Origin of the sequence: Streptosporangium sp. NBC_01469 (assembly GCF_036227305.1) — a bacterium.
Taxonomy (GTDB): domain Bacteria; phylum Actinomycetota; class Actinomycetes; order Streptosporangiales; family Streptosporangiaceae; genus Streptosporangium.
On record NZ_CP109465.1, the window covers coordinates 2,408,896 to 2,426,359 of the forward strand.

At 65.7% G+C, this 17,464-nt stretch carries 19 protein-coding genes; 2 read left to right on the plus strand and 17 right to left on the minus strand.

The genetic code is table 11. The annotated features are described in order from the left end of the window. The 14 genes from OG587_RS10980 to OG587_RS11045 form a co-directional block, all read right to left on the minus strand. Complete coding sequence (locus OG587_RS10980) at positions 1–2,370, minus strand: YfjI family protein (RefSeq protein WP_329089330.1); 2,370 nt, start codon at positions 2,368–2,370, stop codon at positions 1–3. Then, positions 2,367–3,668: a bifunctional DNA primase/polymerase gene (locus tag OG587_RS10985; protein WP_329089331.1), complete on the minus strand. Its 1,302-nt coding sequence runs from the start codon at positions 3,666–3,668 to the stop codon at positions 2,367–2,369. Before OG587_RS10985 ends, OG587_RS10980 begins: the two co-directional genes overlap by 4 nt. A 196-nt stretch (positions 3,669–3,864) precedes the next feature. Then, on the minus strand, positions 3,865–4,584 hold the full coding sequence (locus OG587_RS10990; protein ID WP_329089333.1) for a hypothetical protein: 720 nt from the start codon (positions 4,582–4,584) through the stop codon (positions 3,865–3,867). A gap of 45 nt (positions 4,585–4,629) precedes the next feature. Further along, complete coding sequence (locus OG587_RS10995; protein WP_329089335.1) at positions 4,630–4,938, minus strand: hypothetical protein; 309 nt, start codon at positions 4,936–4,938, stop codon at positions 4,630–4,632. A 25-nt stretch (positions 4,939–4,963) separates the two neighbouring features. After that, positions 4,964–5,182 carry a hypothetical protein gene (locus tag OG587_RS11000; RefSeq protein ID WP_329089337.1) on the minus strand — a complete coding sequence of 73 codons (219 nt, stop codon included), beginning with the start codon at positions 5,180–5,182 and terminating at the stop codon, positions 4,964–4,966. Between the two features lie 140 nt (positions 5,183–5,322). After that, a complete protein-coding gene (locus tag OG587_RS11005) occupies positions 5,323–7,611 on the minus strand; it encodes a cell division protein FtsK (protein WP_329089340.1) in 2,289 nt (762 codons plus the stop codon). After that, positions 7,608–8,027: a hypothetical protein gene (locus tag OG587_RS11010; protein ID WP_329089342.1), complete on the minus strand. Its 420-nt coding sequence runs from the start codon at positions 8,025–8,027 to the stop codon at positions 7,608–7,610. The genes OG587_RS11005 and OG587_RS11010 overlap by 4 nt, the downstream gene beginning before the upstream one ends. 58 nt (positions 8,028–8,085) lie before the next feature. Then, positions 8,086–9,063, minus strand: a complete 978-nt coding sequence (locus OG587_RS11015) for a hypothetical protein (protein ID WP_329089344.1) — start codon at positions 9,061–9,063, stop codon at positions 8,086–8,088. Beyond that, positions 9,060–9,446, minus strand: a complete 387-nt coding sequence (locus OG587_RS11020; RefSeq protein ID WP_329089346.1) for an RRQRL motif-containing zinc-binding protein — start codon at positions 9,444–9,446, stop codon at positions 9,060–9,062. Before OG587_RS11020 ends, OG587_RS11015 begins: the two co-directional genes overlap by 4 nt. Before the next feature lie 14 nt (positions 9,447–9,460). Continuing rightward, positions 9,461–10,381: a DUF4097 family beta strand repeat-containing protein gene (locus OG587_RS11025; RefSeq protein WP_329089348.1), complete on the minus strand. Its 921-nt coding sequence runs from the start codon at positions 10,379–10,381 to the stop codon at positions 9,461–9,463. Beyond that, positions 10,378–10,821: a RapZ C-terminal domain-containing protein gene (locus OG587_RS11030; RefSeq protein ID WP_329089350.1), complete on the minus strand. Its 444-nt coding sequence runs from the start codon at positions 10,819–10,821 to the stop codon at positions 10,378–10,380. Before OG587_RS11030 ends, OG587_RS11025 begins: the two co-directional genes overlap by 4 nt. Before the next feature lie 11 nt (positions 10,822–10,832). Beyond that, a complete protein-coding gene (locus OG587_RS11035) occupies positions 10,833–11,282 on the minus strand; it encodes a DUF3307 domain-containing protein (protein ID WP_329089351.1) in 450 nt (149 codons plus the stop codon). A 193-nt stretch (positions 11,283–11,475) separates the two neighbouring features. Then, positions 11,476–11,994 (minus strand): WhiB family transcriptional regulator, encoded by a 519-nt coding sequence (locus OG587_RS11040; RefSeq protein WP_329089353.1) that lies wholly within the window; start codon positions 11,992–11,994, stop codon positions 11,476–11,478. Positions 11,995–12,034: 40 nt separating this feature from the next. Beyond that, positions 12,035–12,160, minus strand: a complete 126-nt coding sequence (locus tag OG587_RS11045; protein WP_329089355.1) for a hypothetical protein — start codon at positions 12,158–12,160, stop codon at positions 12,035–12,037. A 238-nt stretch (positions 12,161–12,398) separates the two neighbouring features. Here OG587_RS11045 and OG587_RS11050 point away from each other — a divergent pair, with 238 nt between their 5' ends. After that, complete coding sequence (locus tag OG587_RS11050; RefSeq protein ID WP_329089358.1) at positions 12,399–13,238, plus strand: GntR family transcriptional regulator; 840 nt, start codon at positions 12,399–12,401, stop codon at positions 13,236–13,238. A gap of 35 nt (positions 13,239–13,273) precedes the next feature. Next, positions 13,274–13,924, plus strand: coding sequence for an HAD family hydrolase (locus OG587_RS11055; RefSeq protein ID WP_329093815.1), 651 nt, complete (start codon positions 13,274–13,276; stop codon positions 13,922–13,924). Positions 13,925–13,942: 18 nt separating this feature from the next. Here the strand turns inward: OG587_RS11055 and OG587_RS11060 are convergent, their stop codons facing one another. From OG587_RS11060 to OG587_RS11065, 3 genes are all read right to left on the minus strand, one after another. Continuing rightward, the gene (locus tag OG587_RS11060) at positions 13,943–14,818 is read right to left on the minus strand and encodes a nucleotidyltransferase domain-containing protein (RefSeq protein WP_329089360.1); all 876 of its coding nucleotides are present in this window, start codon (positions 14,816–14,818) and stop codon (positions 13,943–13,945) included. A 54-nt stretch (positions 14,819–14,872) separates the two neighbouring features. Further along, the gene (locus tag OG587_RS47135; RefSeq protein ID WP_443075528.1) at positions 14,873–15,808 is read right to left on the minus strand and encodes an S-4TM family putative pore-forming effector; all 936 of its coding nucleotides are present in this window, start codon (positions 15,806–15,808) and stop codon (positions 14,873–14,875) included. Between the two features lie 235 nt (positions 15,809–16,043). After that, the gene (locus OG587_RS11065; protein WP_329089361.1) at positions 16,044–16,991 is read right to left on the minus strand and encodes a hypothetical protein; all 948 of its coding nucleotides are present in this window, start codon (positions 16,989–16,991) and stop codon (positions 16,044–16,046) included. Positions 16,992–17,464: the final 473 nt, after the last annotated feature.

Below are 17,464 nucleotides of genomic sequence, written 5' to 3' on the forward strand. Positions count from 1 at the left end.
TTATGGGTGGCACAGGTCGGGGTGGACGACGTAGCGCGGGGAAGGACGCCGGCCGGGGCCAAGGCGAGGCGGTTCGGGCTCACGGCGGATCCAACCGAGCTGCTCTAGCAAGTCGAGGGCAGGTTCGAGGTCGGCGACCTTACGGAAGCGGCTACGCGGGAGAGCAGTGAATGCCTCGCGGACGGTGAAGCGTTCGGAGCGGGTGCGGGTGAGCCATTCGTGGAGGGTGCGGGCGGCTTCTTGGTCGGGGTCGGTGCCCATGGCGTCGAAGGCTGCCAGGGCGTGGGTGGTGAAGTATTCGCCGAGTTCCATGGCGGCGGCCATGGTGTCGCCTCCGATAGGGCGGCGCCATCCGTCGTCGATGTGGCCGGCCAGGTGCAGCAGGCCGGCGAGGCGGGCTACGGCGCCGTCGAATTTGGCGGCCCAGTCCGCGATATGTCCCAGGTCGCCGGTTTCGGGTCGGAGCCGTGGTTCGGTGCGTTCGCGTTGGGCGGTGAACAGCTCAACCGCTTCGGGGCTGAGGTTGAGGCGGGCGGGGTCTTCCCAGCCGTGCATGGTCAGCACGAGCCGTTCCAGGTTCGCGGCGTAGGCGGCGGAGACCAGGTCGGGGATGGGGGGTGAGTCGATGCGGCGGTATCCGACGTTGGAGGGCGGCAGGCTGTAGAGGATGCGGCCCAGCAGTCCTCTGCCGCGAAAACCGGGTGATTTGGCGAGTTCGGTGATGATCTCAGGTTGGACGGCCAGGCCGAGGGTGAGGGCGGGGTTGTCGACGCGTTCGCGGCGGTCGCGCCGATCCACGATGAGCAAATCGCCGGCGTGGCCTTTGAGGAAGAGGTCGAGGTTCGGGGTGCCGGAGTAGCGGCCGGCGAGGGTGGCGAAGATGCCGCCCTCGGCTGAGAGCACGGCCAGGCGTCCGCCTTGTTCGGTGAGCAGGGTGGTGGCGGTTTCGGGGGTGGCGTCGTCGCTGACGAGCCGAGGGGCGATTGGGACGGTGATGTGTTCCACCGCCAGGGCGGCGCTTTGAGCCTCGGCCAGCGCGGTCGGGGCGCTGTCGCCGCGGGCGGTGGTGGCTTTGTGGGTGGCTTTCTCGGCGGCTTCTTGGGCGACTTTCTGGGCGATGCGGGCTTCGGTGATCTGCGGTTTGATCTGCTCTTGGAGGAGTTTCTCGGCGGCCAGCAGCGGGGTGACGAGTGCCCGGAAAACTGGGCTTTTGCGGCTGCCGGGGGGCATGGCGACCACGGTGTAGATGTTGACCGGCTCACTCCAGGTACCGCGGACGTTGACCATGGCTCGCCCGCCGGCAGCGGTAGAGACGGCGGCCAGGGCGATGCAGCCGGCGAGGTCGGGCGGGGTCTGGGTTTCGTCGGCCAGTGCGGTGACGAATTCGGCCAGCCAGGGCGGGAAGACGTAGGCGGGAAAGACGGGCAGCGCGCCGCGGGCACCGAGGGGAACCGGCTTGTCCCAGGGCTGTCGGTAGCCGGCCGGCATGGCAGGAGGAGGCGGGGTTGGCTGCACAGGGCTCTCCGTCGCACTCGCGGCCTCGGTCTTGGTGTCGGTTTCGGTGAAGCAGCCGCATCCGCCCCAGTCGTTGGTATCGACGGCGCCGCCCGTGATGCGCTGACGCAGCTCAATCAACGGCAACGGGTAGGTAACCCCACCGATGCGCTCGCGTAGAACGGCCACGTCTTTGCCGAGGTGGGCGCGCAGTTGTTGTTCGTGGGCTTCCTCGGTGGCGAAGCGTTCGGGGTTGACGTTGTGCAGGTGCGCCCATTGCGCCTGGCCACCGCGCACGCATGCGCCGCCACAGTTGTTATGCGGAAAGCCCAGCTCATACAAGCGCGGCGTGGCCAGGCCAACGGCGTTGGCCTCAGCGATCAGTTCGTCTTTGCTGGCATACGGCGGCTCACACAACGGGGCGCGGGCGGCCCAGGGTCGGTAAGCGGCCTCGATCGCTGGTAGGCGGTGGGTCTCGGTCCAGTCGATACCGACATACACCGTGGTCGTAGCCGGGTCAGCGTGGGCTTCGAGCCATTGGCGGCAGGGCACCTGCTTGAGGTACTTGCTGCATGGGGCGACGCGGGAGTTGCCGATGAAGCGCACGTCCTGGAAGACCTGCCAGGGGGTACGGCCATCAGCCACCCGCACCAGCCGGGCACCAAGCTGAGCGGCGGCCTCGTCGAGGAACCGGTACAGATCGGGATCTTCAACCAAGGTGTCGGCGAACAGCAGCACAGTGGAGGCGGCGCCGTGCTGGGCGATGACGCGGCGGGCGGTGGCCCAGGAGCCGATACCGCCGCTCATCATGACTACATGCCGCACCTGGGTGAACTCGCGCTCGGTAGCGCCGGTCACTGTGCGGGGGGTGGTCATGCTGCGCCGTGCCGGGGGCGGCGCTGGCCGGCGTCCAGACCAGATCGCACGGTGGGCAGCACTTCCCAGGCGGGCAGGCCGGCGGCTTGTCCGGCGGCGTGCAGGGCGTCTTCGGCGAGCGGGCGGGGCAGCAGGCCGGCGCCGATGAGCTGGCCCAGGGCGAACGCGGCGGTGTTGAGGGTGTGGTTGCGGCTACCGGGCGCGGTGGTCTTCACCCTTTGCACCTCGTTGTGCAGCGCGGCCAGCGCGTAGCGGGTGGGCCGCTGGCCCTGGCCGGGCGGGGGCGCCGAGGCGGGGCTGGCCGGCGGCAGGTCGGGGGGCGTGAGTCGGGTGGTGAGCCAGTGGGGCAGGGGTGCGGGGTTGCGGGAGTCGATGACGTGGTAGCCGCCGGCGCCGTCGGGAAGGTGGACGTAGCTGCCGGGGCCGACGACGTAGCCGCCGGATGCGCGGGTGTCGATGAGCCAGCCCAGCGCACCGGAGGTGTTGCGTAGCTGCACTGCGGTGGGGGCGGTGAAGTACAGGTGTGCGCCACCGCGGCGGGTCAGCACGGTGAAGGTGTCGTCCGGGCGTTCCTGCTTGGCCTGCTCGCACAGGCGGGTGAGGACGGCGGAGCCGTCGCAGATGCCGGGCAGGTGCCAGGCCGGCGGGGGTGCCTGGCGGGGTTTGGGCATGTCCAGGTCGAGCACCACCAGCCCGGACGGGCCGCAGGCGATGCCGATGTTGAACGGCGCCCGCGACCAGAGGCGGCGGATGTGGTCGGGGTCGGTGGTGGCGTGGCGCTCCCAGTCGGTGAACCCGCGCACGGGGCGCTTGTCGCGGGGGGTGAGCGGGAAGACATGCCAGCCGCGAGCGGCGGCAGCCAGCGCGTAGCGGAGCAGATCGGTGCTCAGTGCGGTGTTCGCCACGTCGGGTTTCCCTTCCGGGTGCGGGTAGCGGTGGACGGGGATGCCGGCGCGCTCAGCCAGACGGGCGGCATGGGTAGCACCGGGGCTGGCGTCGCGGATGAAGGCCAGGCAGACCGTGGCGCCGAGGGCGACCATGTCGGCGTTGCGCAGCAGTCCGGCGCGCTTGCCGTGGGTGTCCCAGTCGGCGGGGTGGCGCTCGACGTGCCCGCCCTGCTCGGCCCAGAGGGTTTCAGCGATGGCGTCGGCACCACGCGGGCAGGCACCGGTGACTAGGACGGCGCTCCCATTGCCCCAGTGCTCGGCCAGGGCGGTGCGGATCGTTTCGGTGTCGGTCCAGGTGCGCGAGCCGGTCAGCAGAATGCGGCGCGCGGCTTCACGGTTGGGGGCGCTCATGCCGCCTGCTCGGCTCGGGCGGGAAAGGCGATGAGGGGCGTCGGGTGGGTGAGGAAGGGCGTCATGATGGGTGTGCCTCTTTCATCTGGCCTTTGGGCTGGTTGATCGGTTGAGGTGGGCGGGCGCGCCCGGTGTGGATTGACTTGGCGGTTGGCCACGTCGGTGCGCGCCCGTCTAGAAGTCGCCGGTTGGCTGGTCAGTGGGGGGCGTTGGTGATGGCCATGTGCGTGGTGGTGGCCGGGATTGTGGCGTGGGTCAGGCGGTCGCGCAGTGCGGTGGCCAGGGTGATGAGCCGGTCGGCGGCGGCGATGCCGGCGGGGATGTCGAGCAGCTGACCGTTGCCGGGGACGGTGGCGTCGGGGTGGGTGGTGAGGTAGGCGTCCCAGCGGTTCAGCCAGCCGATCGTGTCGGCTTGCCGGATCAGCACCTGAGCGGCCTCGGCCAGGTCGGCGCCCTCAGGTAGGCCGGCGCGGTCCCAGTACAGCTCCTCGTGGGTGGGCGTTTCGGTGGGGTAGTCGGTGGGCGGGTTGAGGCTCACGGGCGCGGTCAGTTCGGCGTCGCACCGCTCACACAGCTGCCAGGGAAGGTGCTCAACGCCGGTGCGCGGGTTGCTCCACGCGCCGACGGTGTAGGGCAGGTGGCCGGAGGTGGCGCAAGTGCGCTTGACGATGCAGGAGGGGCAGCGCCACCGCTCGGCGGCGTCTGGGATGTCCTGACTGCTGGGCTCGGTGTCGTGGGCGCGGCTCCAGCCCTCTGCTTCGAGGTCGCCGCGGGCGGCGTCGGCGGTGGGGAAATGCACCTTGCCGCCGTCGTAGCCGTCGTAGCTGAGGGTGTGTCCGCAGTCGTAGCAGCTGGCCAGGACGCAGGCAGTGGTGGTGAAGGTCGGGCGGGCGGTGGTGGTGTCCGGGGTGGACATGGCGGGATCTCCTGGAAGTGAGTGGGGTGGCGGATCAGGTCGGGGTCAGCAGCTGCTCGCGTCGTCCTCGTTCTGGTGCTCGTCGGGCTCGGGCGGGACGTCGGCCTGCTCGGCCTCCTGCTCGCTGCCATCGCGGTAGCTGCCGTCCTCGGTCGGCTCCGGAGGAACCTCCTCGCTGTCGTCGTTGGAGCCGTCGCGGTAGGTACCGTCTTCGATCGGCTCGGGCGGGGTGGCCACCGTCGCGCCGGTGGCGGCGCATGCCTGCTGGGTGGGCTGGCAGGCGGTCAGCGTGAGGGCGGCGGTGAGGGTCAGGAGAAGGGCGACGGTGCGGGTGGTGGCGGGTGGGGTGGTCATGGGTGGGTGCTCCGATCCGAGCGGGTTAGCGGGTGTGGTCGCGGTAGAAGCGGGTGAGGTAGACGAACAGTTGCCAGCCGAGGCGGGGTCGCATGCCGGTGCCGTTGCAGGCGCGGCAGGTGCGGTTCTTGCCGCCGGGACGGCACCGGGTGCAGGTCCCCCAGGGGGAGGCAGCGCACCAGAGGATGTAACCGAGCGTGATGACGAGTAGGCAGAGTCCTAGTAGGACGATGAGGGGGGTCACGGTGGCCTCCAGGGCCGTTTTCAGGGCTTTGTGCAGGTGGGCGCTAGGGCATTAGGTTGCTGGTAGATCAGCGGGTGGGGTGCTAGCGGGGGTGCTAGGTCTAGCGGGCTGTAGTGCTAGACCTAGCGGTCCCCGGCGGGTCAGGAAGCGGTCCCGAACCCCTTCTTTCCGTCACGCTCGGTGATGGCTTTGAGGATGTCGTCGCGGGTGATGCCGCGCCGGTTGCCGCCCTTGCCGCCCTCGGTCGGGGTGCCCCATACCTGGCCGGTCTTGACGCCGTAGGGCTTCAGCGCGGTGGTGAGCTGAGCCGGGCGAGCGTCGTCTTCCAGCTCCATCCACGGCCCGTAGATGGCCGGGCGCAGCTCGGCCAGCCGCGCCACCACGGTTTCGTTCCACACCTTCGGCTCGTGCACCACCGCGGCGATGTCGGCCAGCAGATCGAACGACGGTCCCGTCTCGGGTGCGGTCTCCTCGTTGAGGGCGTAGCCGGACAGGGTGCCGGCCTGCTCGCGGGCGGTGCGGGCGCGGGCGGCGATGGCCTTGGCCGCGGGGGCGTCGATGTAGACGCCTCTGACGATGCGGGCGGCGTCGCCCTCGCCGGCGAAGTAGCAGATGCCCTTGTCGGAGAAGGAGAACATGGTGGCGCGGATGCCGTTCTTGTATGACGAGGTGCCCAGTACCATGTCGTTTTCGGTCTGGCCCATGACCTTCAGGCACATCCGCACCACCGCGTTCGCTGAGATGCCGGTGGGCAGGCTTTTGGCGTCGGGGCGCTGGGTGGCCAGGATCAACACCATGCCCAGCGCGGGGCCGCGCTTGACCAGGTCGGTGCAGATGGCCTCGAACTCCTCACCATGAGTGGGGTGTTCGAACCACACCTGGCATTCGTCCACCTCGATCACGATCGGGTGCAAACCGAGGTGCTTGGTGCTGGCCAGCTGGGGGGTGACCTTGTTTTCCGGGCACAGGTCCGGCGGCAGGTCCCGAATCACCTTCGCTCGCCGGCGCAGCTCGTCTTTGAGTTCGCGCATCGCCAACAGGCCGTATTCGATGTCCTCGGCCTCTTCGCCGGCGCGGTAGCGGTGCGCGCAGGGGGCGAGCGGGGACAGGTCGCCGGTGCCTTTGAGGTCGAACAGGTACAGGGCGGTGCGCGGGTCGAGGGCGGCGATGATGCCCAGCAGGCGCAGCAGGAACGTCTTTCCCATCCGGGGGATGGAGCCGATGATGACCGAGACGAACATCAGGGTCAGTCCGACGAACCGGCCGCGCTGGTCGGTGGCGAACGGGGTGGGCTTGAACAGGTCCGCGGCTCCGGTGCGCATGAGCGGCCAGGCGGGCTGCTTGGCCTTGTTCATGTCCTGGTCGCCCACCCACAGCATGAGCCGGCCGGTGTGCTGGTCGGGAACTGCCTCGGGCCACACACAGCCCAACTGGCGGCGCAGTCCGGAGGCGAGCTTGTCGCGGCGGTCCATCACCTCGGCGACGGTGACCCCGTAGGGCAGGTCGACGTCAGCGCGCCAGCCGGGGCCGTCACGGGTGATGGGGGCGACGAACTTGATGCCCTCGCGCGGATTCTTGGCGATGGCCTGGTTGATCGCGGCGTTGCCAAGCGCGCCGAGGGCGCGGATCACGACGTCAGAGGTGAGCTTTTCGCGGGCGGTCGGGATGACGGTGCGGTCGATCAGCGGCCGATCGGCCGGCGCACCGAGCGCGCCCAGCAATCCCAGCGCCAGGGCCAGGGCGCTCCATTGGGCGATGGTGGGTGCAGTGGTGATGAGGATGGCGGCGAGCAGCAGGGTAACCAGGGCGATCCCGGCGACCCAGACGCGCAGCCGCACCCGCGAGTCCCGCTGACGGCTCAGTTTCAGGTATGCCTCGGGGTCGGCCTTTTCCACCGCGGAGCGCCGTACCGGCTCGCCTTCCAGGTCGAAAGTCCAGCGCACCGCACCACCGATGAAACGCGCCGCGCCGCGCGGCGAGCGGGCGGCGAGCTTGGCGGCGTACTTGGGGGTGCGGGTGAGCTGGTAGCCGGCCACGTAGGCATAGTGCGCACCCACCCACTTCAAGGTGGACAGGGCCTCGGTACGCGAGCGCAGCCACAGCGGCACGATCGGGCGCCGCTCCTTGGCCTTGACCTCCAGGTCAGCCAGCCAATCGCGGTCCACCTCGCCGGGCCGATCCACCCGCACAACTTCGCCCTCCAACACCGGGCCGTCCCCCGGCGCGCCGGCCGCGGAATCCAGGCCGGCCGGGTCGGTGGGGTCGGTAGGCGGGTAGGGGTGGCGGCGGTCGCGGGCGGTGTCGAGGGATACCACCTCGGCGCGCGGCCCGTCCCCATCCGGCGCGGTCCGCTGCTGGGGCAGGGCGGTCAGGTCCGGGGGCGGCGCGGTGGGGTGGTGGCCGTTGGTGTCGGTCGGGATGTCGGTCATGATGAGGTCACCTCGTGCGTGTTGGATCGGGCGGGGTTGCGGGGCGCGGCCACTGTTCTTGGCGGAGTGGGGGCCGCGCCCCGTACAGGACGAATCGGGAACGACGTGTGGTCGGGGGTCTCGACGGCGGCGGTGATGAAGTCGAAGCCGCTGGCGGTGGGGCGAAACCGGTCCAGCAGGATGCGCGTGGTGAAGCCGCGCATGTCGCGGGTGTTGCTGAACGGGCTGCCTTCGGGGCATCGGGCGGCCAGGGTGAGTTGCCGTTGCACCTCGTAGGAGTTGGTGAGCGTGATGCAGACGGCGCGCTCGCCCTCGATGCGCTCCACTCGCAGCGTGCGCGTGCCGAACAGGTCGCCGCGGTCACGCCAGACGCTTCCGGGGGTGACAGGGTGCGTTGGCGGGATCTTCTTGGTCATCGGTCTCTCCTTGTCCTGTAGAGACGGGTGGTGGGGGTGTCGGTGCTGGGGGTGCGGGTCATGTCGCCTCCTTGACGAGGGCGTCACGCACGGTTCGGGCGGTGTCCATCCCGCACCGGGCCGCTCGGCGGATCGCCGCGGCGCTGGGGTAAGGCGGCAGGTCCCCGGCGGCGATTAGGTTGCGCACGTGCGCGGTCACGGCGTCGATGCCGGGGCTGTCGAACCGCTCGCGGGGGTCGGGATCGGTGGTGGTGTTTGTCCTGTACTCCAGAGCAGTAAGGGGGTTACCGGATCTTGCCTCTGTGTCGTGGTCGAGGCGGGTGAAAGCGGCCAGGATGATCGGTAGGGCGGTGACGATGGCCACCGCGACGATCGGTCCCAGGATGTGCAGCACCAGACGCGAGATGCTGAACTCGGCAGCGACGCCGGGCAGGTAGGGCCAGGCGTTCATGCCGAGGGTCAGGGCCAGGAACAGCCACTCGATCCGGACCAGGGTGGGTGAGTCGATGGGCTGTCCGCGGGTGCCGAGGTAGGCGCGGGCGCCGACGACGACCAGCAGGGCTAGGGACATGAACGGTTCGACCAGCCAGGCGAACACCCACGACGGCGACCACGGGGCAGCGCCATCGGCGGCGAAGGTCTGCACACCGGCCGTGGACCACGCCAGTGCCAGCGTGAGTGAGATCATGCCCGCGGCCACCAGCAGGCGGCGCATCCGCGCGGCCTGCCAGGCGCGCATAGCCGGGTCTTGGCCAAGCTCGTGCAGCCGGGCCGCTTCCTGGGCCTGCTTGCGGCGCTTGCGCACCTTGGCGGTGTCCAGCAGCAGCGGCGCGGCGTCGTCCTGGAGATCGGCCAGCAGGTGCGCTTCGGCCACCTCGGCGCGCAACTGCCGGACCCGCTTGGTTTCCCCGCTGCTGTCCACCGGCAGCGCCGGGGGAAGGGCGGGAACCTGCTCGGCCAGGTGGCGTTCGAACTCGGCCAGACCGCGCGCGACGTCATCAGGGGTCGGCTCGGGGGTGGGGGTCGTGATGCTCATGCGGCCACCTCCGAAGCGTCGGCGCAGTCCAGGCAGGTGCCCAGGTGGCGCGGCAGCACGTAACCGGCGTCGCGTCGGCAGTCGGGGCAGGTGCGGCGGGCGGCGTTGGCCTTGGCCAGCGCTTCGAGCTGGGCGGGGGTGGCGGTGCGCTTGGGCAGCGCGAACCGCACGTCGTAGAGGTAGGCGGCGCGCACGCCGGGGGCGCCGTGTCGGGTCGAGGCCCACAGCACTTGGGCCTGTACGCCCTGCCCGCCGGGCCGCAGTCCTTCGGCGGTGAGCTGGCGGCGGGTGAGCAGGTGCGGCGGCGACATCCGCCAGGGGTAGGTAGGGATGCCGTGCCGGGTGCCGGCGGGGTCCCAGAAGCGGGCGCGTATACGACTCATGGGTTTCTGTCCTTTCAGTTCTGGCCGGGGGCGCGGCGGGGACGGCGCGGCCGGCTCGGGATGGACGGCGGGCGGGGGGTGCACACGTCCCCGGAGCGCGATCGGGCATCGACCGTCAGCGCGCCCTCGGCGACCAGGGCGGGCGGTGCGGTGACGGTGATGTCACCGGAGATGGCCGAAGCCGACAGGTGGCCGGGTTCGGTAGCCTGCACGGTGATGTCACCGGAGACGGTGCTCAGGCGGCCGGTTCCGCCGAAGTCACCGATGCGGATGTCTCCGGAGGTGGCCGCGGCGGTGACGGTCTCGGTGCGGCCCAGGCGGATGTCTCCGGAGACGGTGCGCGCCGTGGCGTGGTCGGCATACCCGGCGCGAATGTCTCCGGAGGTGGATTCGGCATTGAGGGTGGTGCACGCTTCGGCATCCAGGCTTCCGGAGACGGCGGTGAAGGTGATGAACTCCAGCTCCCCGCGGGTGGTAACGGCGGCGCCGGTGGTACGCATCCGCAGCGCTGAACCGCGCGGCAGCACGACGGCGGCATGCACACCGGGGGTGATGTTCACCCCAGAGCGGCCGGTGACGTGGTTGCCGATCCCGATCACGCTGCCGGAGATGTTGACGGAGCCGCCGGAGACGATGATCCCGGAGTTGATGTTTCCCGAGACGGTGACGTGTCGGCCGTTGCCGTGGCTGATGACGGTGATTCCGTCCGGCTGCTCAGGGGTGGGAACGGTGACGGTCAAGACGCGGGCATTGGCGGTCAGGGTGGCCGCGGCGATGGCTTGGGCGGCGGGGCTGTCGGCGGGGGCGGTGCTGGTCAGGGTGATGTGCGCGCGGTCGGTGTCGGTGACGGTGAGGTGCACCGTGCCGAACGACATGCTCAGGTCCAGGGCGACGGGGCCGGGTATCGGCGCGGTCAGGGTGCGTTCGGCGCTCACCGGTGCTGTCCCTTCGTGAGAACCGGCTTGGTGATGTCGCGGTGGCTCACCTCGGCCGGCACACCGAGGGTGCGCAGCCGGGCGGTCACCTCCTCGGCCAGTGCGACCGAGCGGTGCCGGCCTCCCACACAGCCGATGGCCACGCGCACCTGTCGCTGCCTGATGTCGTCGAGGTCGGCCACCATGCCGACGGCCAACAGGGTCAGGTGGGCGGCGAGGCCAGCGGCGCCGGCGGTGGTCATGACGTGGCGGCGAACGGACTCGTCCAGGCCAGTCAGGAAGCGCATCGCCGGATCGTGGTGCGGGTTGCGCAGCGAGGCGCGGGTGTCCACGGTGACGTCAGCCAGCGGCGCGGCAGCGTGCCCGTAGCCGAAGGACTCAACAACAACCCAGGCGAGCGGGGTGCGCGGGGGCGCATCGGTGGGGGTGGGGTGGTTCATGGCGGTGGCTCCTAAGCGGCGATGATGAGAGCGGCGATGAACAGGAACCCGATGTGCCAGGACTGATCGAGGGCGTAGGCGCCGGTGCCCAGGTGCGGGGCGTCGGTCGTGCCGGGGCGGGGGGCGCCGAGGCGGTAGAAGTCGCCCTTGCCGATCCGCTCTGCCAGGCGAGCCAGCGTCACGCGCCGGTCGGCCCAGTAGTGCGAGAGGGCGTCCACGGCGAGGCCCGCCAGCAGCGCGATCGGGTGCAGCGTCAGGCCAGTCACCAGGGCGAGCGCGGCCAGGGCGGCGGCCTTGGTGGCGGTGAGGGTGATCAGGTGCCCGAGGCAGGCCAGCCGTCCGGCGGCGGTGGGCGCTCCCTTGGTGCACGCCTGGCCATGAGTCTGCACCCAGTGATCTCCCACGGAGTGGGCGGCGAACAGGGCCGCGAAGACGGCGGCAAATGTAGCGGCGGCAGTCATGCCGATCTCCTTTCTCCTTGATCAGATGGACTGGGAACGGACGAGGGTGCGACACAGCCGGCAGGCGGCTCGGCAGCGGGCGCCGTGAACGGGGCAGCGCTGGACCTGACGGCCGGTGGTGGTCCCGCAGCGGCGGCAACCGATGGCGCTGGCCGAGCGGGAGCGGCAGTCCAGGCAAAAGAAGCGGGCCACCTCAGGCCACCTCCTGTCCGCTGCCGGCCGGGGAGCGGCGGTACAGGGGTGAGGTGTGGATCTCCTCGGCGGTCAGTCCCGCCCACACGCCCTCGGTGGGATGGATGAACCGGGCGTAGGCCAGGCACTCGGTACGAGCCGGGCAGGTGGCGCAGATCTGCTTGGCCGTGGCCTCCCGCTCCTCGCGCACCGCATCCGGCTCGATCTCGAAGACGTCGGGAGCGGTGAACAGGTCGGCGGTGGTGTCATCGCAGGCCGGGCCAGCGGCGAACATCGCCATCCGCAACGCCTTCCGGTGCGCCTTCTGGGCGAGGTAGACACGGCGCATCGTGGACAGGGAGGTCATCGCCGGCACCTCCGGCACGTCGTCGAGGTGCGCGGGTTGATGCCGCCGCAGCGGCACACCCAGGTGCTCGCGGTACCCGGCGGCAACCAGGGAGAACCGGTTGCGGCTCTCTTCTTCATGGACCCGTGGGTCATGATGGTGGTGCTCCTTCTGGGGAGTAGGGGAGCGGCCCATGTCTTGGCGGATGGGGGCCGCTCCCGCTTTGTTGGGCGGGTCAGCCGAGAGCGTTGGCGAAGGTCACCAGCGAGTCGGTGACCGTCATCAGGCCGGTGAAGGCACCCGTCGCGAACTCCGCAGCATGAACGGGCTCCCGAACGACGAAGAACAGGAACGCGATCACGAGAAGGACGGGGAGAAGACGACGAGGCTTCGGGGTTGGAAGCATGGTGATAACGCCTCTCTGAGGTGTCGGGGAGAGCTAGTCCGGCAGCTTGGATTGCCTCTGACCTGCCGTTTCTACCTGGCCAACTTTGCTAGGTAGGTTGGATAAGTGCAATGCTGTCTGGCTTGGCTAGTCATGTCAAGGGGCATGGCTAACTTGCTTAGAAATGTTGGGCAGGTGGCAGTAGTCTTACCGTGTGGAACTAGATCCAGATGACCCGCGCCCGCCCTACCTGCAGGTGGCTCACCAGCTGAGGGCCGCCATCCTGACCAGAAAGTTCACGCCAGGCGAGAAGCTTCCCTCTGGTCCCGAGCTGGCTAAGCGCTTCGGCGTTGCCCGCATGACCGTGCAACAGGCCATCCGCGAACTCCGGGATGAAGGGCTCGTGATCTCTCGTCAAGGGAGCGGCGTGTTCGTACGGGAGCGCACCGCGCGGCCGGTCGGGCTCCGCCCGCACATCGAGCAGGCATTCAAGAAGTCTGAGGTCTCGATCGAGTTCGCCGGGTTCTCCGGAGAGACCTTGCACGGCGCGATTCAGGAACCGCTCGACAGCATCCGTGCCGGCCGCTTGGTTCCCGAGAGCATTACGATCCGGATGCTCGTGCCGGACACAAGCCGTCCCTGGTCTCTGCCCGTCCGGGCGGACAACCTTGAAGACGAGCCGCTCATCCGAAAGCGCATGGAGCGGATCTCATCACGACATGCTCAGGCCATCGTTGATTCCGTGCAGGAGCTGCGAGACCTCGGCCTGGTCAAATCCGCTTCAGCAGAGGTTCGGATCAATGGAGAGCCTCCACGATTCAAGCTCTACGTTCTCAACGGCGAGGAAGCGTTTTTTGGCTTCTATCCGGTCTTCGAGCACACAATCACCCTTGGCGGAGAGTCACAGGCCATCTACGACATGGGCGGCAAAGACGCGGAGCTTTTTCACTTCGCCGTGAGCGACGGGGGAGACTCCACCTCCGGGCAGTTTGTCAACCAGTCCCGCATGTGGTTCGACAACATGTGGACCACCGTGGCTAGAGAGATCCCATGACAATACGGACAGGACTGCAAGCCGTACGGGACGTGATGCAGAGTACCCGGTACGTTCTTCTCGACTTCGACGGGCCGATCTGCGATGTCTTCGCCGGATTCCCCGCGCCAGAAGTAGCTAACAGATTGCGCGTGATGCTCAAGGCTGCTGGCGCGGAGTTGCCTCAGAGCGTGCAGGAGCAGGACGATCCAATGGAGGTCTTTCGCTTCAGCGCGGATCTCGGCAGGGACCTCAACCATGCGACACTCAACGCCCTGACTGATCTGGAAGTCGAAGCAGCAGCCACCGCACGGCCGACACCGGGTGCCGCCGAACTCATTCGGCGATCGGGGGAGGCAAATAAGTCAGTTGCGGTGGTCAGTAACAACTCGGTAGCCGCTGTCACCGCATTCTTGGAAGCACACGGCCTTCTGACGGCCGTTGACCTCATATCGGCCCGGCTGGACCCTGACCCAGGGCTCATGAAGCCGAACCCTCATCTCGTCCGGCAAGCACTCGACCAGCTCGGCGCTGATGTGACTCTCTCGCTCCTGGTCGGTGATTCGGTGACCGATATGCAAGCCTCCAAGAGCGCGGGCATCACCGCCGTAGGCTACGCCAACAAGCCAGGAAAAGCAGATAAATTGGTGGCGGCTGGCGCCGATGTAGTTGTGACGAGCATGAAAGAATTGGCCAATTCAGTCTAGAAAAGGTGAATGAATATTTTACCCCCATTGTGAAGGGAACTTACCTCCAAAGAGAAGATTCAGATAATAGAAGGCTATGTCTGAATTTCCAGCGTTATATGCATCGAGAGCATTGCGGGCCCGTGTTGCAGCCGTGTGCAACTTCGACAACGCTTCGATTTTTTTCACATCTGATGAACATGCGTAGAAACGAGCCGCCGCCCCCTTGGGATCGTTCATTCCAGCTAGTTGGTGGCCCTCAAGCTTTTCGAGCAGCTGGCAGATATCCCAGACTGGGATAAAGGTTGATTGTGTTGCCACATGCTGTGCCGCTCGCATCTCAAGGTAGAACGACGATACCGGGACACTATTATAGTACTTCCACGCCTTGGCGAGTCGCGCGAGTTTCTTAGCGCCTCCTTTTGTCTGCTCGCGTTGATTGCACTCGTTAACGTACTTAAGATGCTCGACAGGAGCTGTGTCTATCCAACCGCTGGCGGCACCAGGAATGTCGTATACGTATACACCCTCGTCACCTCGCCCCGTAATGAAACCAGGCGTTATTTCCCATGTTTCCGTACCGTTGGAAAAATTAACGACAACTGCGGGCCGCCTTACTTCAACGGGCGTTTGAGGAAATCTTGCTCGAAGGCTATCCTTAATCCAGCGAAGCGCTGTATCCGAACTTTCCGGTCGATCGCTGATGACGCTAACTAAGATATCCGTATCGCAGTGATGGCGGACGCCAGTGCCATGACTGAACGAGCCGATCTCACGAAACAACCTCACAGGCAGGGCAGCTCTTATAGCGTTCTCCACGCTTTGCCGATGTCTGGCGGCGACTGTCCGCTGAGTCGATAGCGGCGTTAGCCTCTCTAAGAAGACGTCGAATGCTTGGCCAACTGTCAGTTTCACCTGTGTCCTAACCAGCGTTCGTTGGTACCGTTTTGATTCACAGCCTATCCTGTCTCAGCCGTCTGGCTGCCCAGTTTTTCCCGCCCGTCTGTGAAGCCGAGCTTCAGCGATCAGGTCTTCGGCGCTGGTTCGCATCTCTATCTCTTTCGCGTCCCGCCGCCGGTCATTAAACCAATTTGGTATTACAGCGTTGGTTCGTCGAATTCCTAGGAGGCAGTCTTGTAGGCCACGACATTCTGCGTCGGTCACCGAGCTCTCTGGTAACAAGCTTTTTCGCCAGAGGGACATAACTTTTTGTTCTGTGTTGATTTTTTCTTGCGCACTATCGCTGTGAGCTCGAAACGTGTCAGTGCCCTCTCGAAGTATTGGGACGAGGGGTACAATAACCGCGATTAAGAATTCGCCAACCGTAAATTTCCCTATTGCTCCTATGGAAATAGCAGACGCCGCTATGAGTAGAAGACACCAAAAGACTGCTCTTGCCCATAGCTTATGCAGCGACACCCCCCACCCGAGATTGCTACGTTGGCAAATAAGGATATCCAATGGCCGGTGAACATCTTCTGTGTCCGGGTACCAATCTTGCAAGGTAGGAGGGCCTGAATATCGACGCGCAGCATCCGCGATGATCGTTGGGGTCGGTCTCTCAACTAGTAGGTCATTCCAGGGGAGCTGAAAAATAGCCACGTCGAACTGCTCTTGTACCGATGCCGCTTCGCGGTTTAGTCGCTTTTCCTTAGCGCTTCCTAGTAGGTGAACAAGCATCAAGATTATCGTAAATACGCTACCGATAATTGTTCGGCCATCCTTAAACAACAGGGCGGCAATCGGCGCCAATATGCTTCCTGCGATCAGCAGAGATATACGTACCGTGTAGAATTTCTTGGCATCCGTGTAAAGTTGTCGTTGGGCAGCGAGTAAGCGCAGTTGCTTATCCTCGTTTTGGGCGTCCGAGATTGATGGTGTTGTGAATGGTGGGGGAGTAGACACAGGTCAAACTCTTTCGATCCAGGCATCGGAGAGGGGAGATCGTTCGTCCATCAGAACTTTTGATTTCACGAACGAATCGAGGAACGCGTGCAAGCCCGTGATCTGACCACCGGCCGTACCATTGGCTTGACCTTCGATCACGGTGACAACTTCATGATCCCCTGGCCAGGCTCTGCCGTGAGCACGGCGTTCGGCAAGATCAAACGCGTTGATAAAAGCTTAACCATGAGCGACGTTAATTTAGTAGCTTCGATAAAGCTCCAATCACTACCTCCTCGGCGGGTCTTTCGAAGCCATCCAAAAGTAGCCTGAATTCGTGCAGAGGGCTGTCTCCTCCTATCATTCCATTAAATTTGATGACCGTACCGTCGGGGCGACGTCCAAGACCAGATTCTGTTGCTACAAGATTAAACATTTGTAGAGTTTCGTGGGCTGCATAAGTATCTCTGCCGACGCCGAAACGGCTGAGTCTCTCGAAGTTATCCACCTTAATCAATGGTGAATATCTTCCTCTCCGAAGGAAGGGAGGATACGCTTCTCCTTGCAGGAAGCTTAAGAGCATTAGGAGAAATAGTATTTCGGAGTCCTCTAGTGCGTGGATCCATCCATTTTCAAAGAAAGAGCAAGGGATTGCGATGTGGTGCTCGCTCTTTCTGGGAACAAGGTAGGGGATGGCCCCGCCGTCTGGCCTAACTCCTCCCTCGTCAAGAATTTGAAATCCTTCATACTTGGCGTAAGACTGTTCGCGACGAGGAAGAGAGATTAGCTGAACTTCTTCGGAAGATAGGCGTGAAAGAGCAGAGACTATGGTCCTTCTCTTCCTCTCGGCGATGCTATGAGGAATGCGACTGTACGGGGTTATTGGCGATATTGTGATTAGGTCGGTCCATCCTATTTCTGCGCCTCCCGCTATGAGGGGGCGTCTATTAATCGGATGGCCACCTCCGCGATGAAACATTTGCGCTTCATACAACAGTGTAAGATAAAATCTTAAGGCAATCCCTCGCGGAGATATCAACCTAGCCGCCGGGGGGCGTTGATTGACGGGCGGAAGTGTTCGCCCTGAAAAGTTCGCTTTAGCTGGACGTTCGGAGTATATAAAGCGCTTCCTTATGCGGATAGCTTGCAGATGCCACTTTGGCCTTCTCAGCCTTATTAGCTGGTCTTCGGCATGCTTTGCCATCTTGGTAGTTTGTATTAGCTGCAAACGCTTGAGGCGCTTCCTTAGCACCTCTCGTTGCTTGTCTCTCACACGTCTCCGTACGGTCGTCGCCTCCTGCTGCGGAGCAACGAGGCAGCTTCTACGTCTTGACCCGCCCCTCCAGTCTTTCATGGTGGTTCGGGCTAAGCCCATGATCAGCTGCCATACCTTGGCGGGTCAAGGCGTTGAGGAGGAGGGACAAAGCGGGACGGAAGAGTGCCGCATGATGGGTTCAGTCGCGCGGGGCCCCGGATGCCGCCGGGGCCCCGCATACGGCGATCCCAGTTAGGTGACACAGGAGAGTGCCGCATGCCCAAGCGTAAGTCCCAGGAGCCCTCTGACGACTCCCGCCTCCCCCTGCGGTGGGTTGTCATCCTCGCCATGTCGGGAGCCGCAGCGGTCCCTGCTCACATGGCAGGAGGGCCTGCTCTGGCAATTGCCACCGCGGCCACCGT

Excerpts from the sequence above, each read along its gene's own strand:
- OG587_RS11030 (WP_329089350.1), bottom strand. The coding sequence starts at position 10,821 with ATGAACCACCCCACCCCCACCGATGCGCCCCCGCGCACCCCGCTCGCC.
- OG587_RS10990 (WP_329089333.1), bottom strand. The coding sequence starts at position 4,584 with ATGTCCACCCCGGACACCACCACCGCCCGCCCGACCTTCACCACCACT.
- OG587_RS11040 (WP_329089353.1), bottom strand. The coding sequence starts at position 11,994 with ATGGGCCGCTCCCCTACTCCCCAGAAGGAGCACCACCATCATGACCCA.
- OG587_RS11020 (WP_329089346.1), bottom strand. The coding sequence starts at position 9,446 with ATGAGTCGTATACGCGCCCGCTTCTGGGACCCCGCCGGCACCCGGCAC.
- OG587_RS11035 (WP_329089351.1), bottom strand. The coding sequence starts at position 11,282 with ATGACTGCCGCCGCTACATTTGCCGCCGTCTTCGCGGCCCTGTTCGCC.
- OG587_RS11005 (WP_329089340.1), bottom strand. The coding sequence starts at position 7,611 with ATGACCGACATCCCGACCGACACCAACGGCCACCACCCCACCGCGCCG.
- OG587_RS10985 (WP_329089331.1), bottom strand. The coding sequence starts at position 3,668 with ATGAGCGCCCCCAACCGTGAAGCCGCGCGCCGCATTCTGCTGACCGGC.
- OG587_RS11015 (WP_329089344.1), bottom strand. The coding sequence starts at position 9,063 with ATGAGCATCACGACCCCCACCCCCGAGCCGACCCCTGATGACGTCGCG.
- OG587_RS10980 (WP_329089330.1), bottom strand. The coding sequence starts at position 2,370 with ATGACCACCCCCCGCACAGTGACCGGCGCTACCGAGCGCGAGTTCACC.
- OG587_RS11055 (WP_329093815.1), top strand. The coding sequence starts at position 13,274 with ATGCAGAGTACCCGGTACGTTCTTCTCGACTTCGACGGGCCGATCTGC.
- OG587_RS10995 (WP_329089335.1), bottom strand. The coding sequence starts at position 4,938 with ATGACCACCCCACCCGCCACCACCCGCACCGTCGCCCTTCTCCTGACC.
- OG587_RS11010 (WP_329089342.1), bottom strand. The coding sequence starts at position 8,027 with ATGACCAAGAAGATCCCGCCAACGCACCCTGTCACCCCCGGAAGCGTC.
- OG587_RS11065 (WP_329089361.1), bottom strand. The coding sequence starts at position 16,991 with ATGGCAAAGCATGCCGAAGACCAGCTAATAAGGCTGAGAAGGCCAAAG.